We start from the raw sequence: 2,249 nt of genomic DNA on the forward strand, positions 1-2,249 counted from the left end.
AACACGATCGATCGACAAGAGCATGATCGTCTCGCGATTGCTAGACGAACTGGGGATCGAACACAAAGTGCTGAACGCGAACAATGTCGAAATGGAAGCCGAGATCGTTTCGGCGGCCGGCGAACGAGGCAAGGTGACCGTAGCGACCAACATGGCTGGCCGTGGTACCGATATTAAATTGGCCGACGCGATCGAATCGATGGGCGGAATGCACGTGATTTGTACCGAGCTGCACGATGCCGCGCGGATCGACCGCCAATTGATCGGCCGTTGTGGTCGACAAGGCGACGAGGGCTCGTATCGCCAATATCTGTCGTTGGACGACGATATCCTCAAAGGCGGACTCGGCCCGGCTCGCGCGGAGAAATTAAAGGCCAAAGGGATCGCCAAACCAGGAGCGATGGACAGCTACGCGAAACTGTTCGGAAAAGCTCAACGAAAAGTCGAACGCAAACATTTCCGAGACCGCATGGTGCTGATGCATCATGAAAAGGAACGCAAGAAAATGCAGCGTGAAATCGGCCAAGATCCCTATCTCGATACGCCGGATTAAAGTTCAACGCCCTCGCGTTGTGGCATCAACGCAAGCCGCTGAAGCCGTCGGCCGAATCAATTTTCAAAATCTCTCCCTATCGGTGTTGACAGCGGACTTCCGCAGTGACTATTCCCAATCCAAACCAGGAGACTCTTGGCGGAAATCACAGGAGGTGATTTGCTATCAAAGCAACGTAAAGTTGTCTTTGGTCGTCCGTGAAGAGGATTTTGGGGTGTTAAAAGTCCTGTGAAGTTTGAATCACAGGCGGGAGTGCTGGGACCACCGGCAACAAAGCAACGTGTACAAGTACCACGCGTTTTTGTTGTGCAGGCAATCTTAACGCGACCGGTATCATTGAAGTCTCACCGCGAAGAAGGAGAGTCGCGTTGAACCGCCTCTTAAACGCAAATGGCCTCGTAATGGCACGCCGTCCTCTCGTGGGACACCGACAACCCATAGGTTTATTCACCTATGTGGTTAGTCTAGGCATTCTTTATTCACTGGCATCGTCGACGACCGTGTCGGCTCAACTGCCATTGCCGCCTGGTGCCGCCCCACAGTCACCAAGCAATCTCGCCGCCTCGGGAACCCCGAGTGCCGTGACCGACCAACTCATTGCTCAGACTCGCGATGCGATGAGTCGCAAAGACTATCGCAACGCAGTCGAGCTATTCCGGCATTCGGTAGCCTCGGTGGCACGATCGCCTCAAAAGACAGCTCAAGTCGAAAAGCTTCGCGGCGAACTACTCGCTGTCGGCTTTGATCGCGAACTGCTGTCGATGCCCCCGACCACACCACTTCCGAGTCTCGCGAGCGATCCGCCGTCGATGCAACGGTTGCCGAGCGTCGCGGATGCTCAGCCAATCGGAGGCACGTCGGACATCGCCGCACGAAAACAAGAGGCGTTGCGGCTACTGGCGATCGGACGTGCTTCGCTTGATCGAGGCGACGCCTCGACCGCGTTGACGTTGGCTCGACAAGCCCAGTCACTGAACGTTCCTGAACGCGAGTTCACGACCGGCGAGCCTCGCGTTTGGCAACTTTTGCTGGACGCCGAATCGGCGGCACGCAAGAGCGGGGTGGCGTTGACCAGTGGTACTTCGCCCATCACCTCGTCACCCGTTCAACAAGCCGGCGGAACCGCAGGCGACATCGATTCGGGTGCGGTGGCTCAGATGTTGTACAACGGTGACAAACCATCCAACGGCATTTCGCAAGTCCAAAACACCGAACCGCTGCCTTCGAGCGAATCGAGTGCAGCCACCCAGGCCTATCAAGATGGACTGGACCTGTTGACTCGCGGTGACAAGGTCGCAGCTCGCGAAAAGTTCTTGGAAGCATGGAAATCCGAAGCCACGCTGGATCTGGAAACACGCCGCCAACTGAAAGACAAATTGACGTTATTGCAATCCAATAGCATTGGATCAATGACGCCCAATGATCCTACTGCACCGCTGACCGCGATCGAGCAGGCTCAAATTGAAAACCAAGAAAAGACACGTCGCATGTACCGCGAAGTGACTTCGGAATTGGCCAAGGCACACGAGTCCAAAACGACCGCACCGATGGACGTTTTAGACCAACTCGATCGTCTCAAGCGACGCGTTGAAACATCGGATCTTGACGAAGCCAGCCGACGCTCGTTGTCCGTGATGGTTGATAAAGCCTTGCGAGAGCAACAACAGTATGTCGAAGCCAACCGCGCCGACATCGA

The 2,249-nt window shown here is 55.5% G+C and carries 2 pseudogenes; both read left to right on the top strand.

Features of this window, described 5'->3' with window-relative positions:
- Positions 1-553 (top strand): annotated as a pseudogene (locus ABX962_RS35000) (preprotein translocase subunit SecA); the annotation flags it as partial.
- Positions 554-921: 368 nt separating this feature from the next.
- A pseudogene (locus tag ABX962_RS35005) lies at positions 922-2,249 on the top strand (hypothetical protein); the annotation flags it as partial.

This window comes from Novipirellula sp., from assembly GCF_041583735.1.
Lineage (GTDB): Bacteria > Planctomycetota > Planctomycetia > Pirellulales > Pirellulaceae > Novipirellula.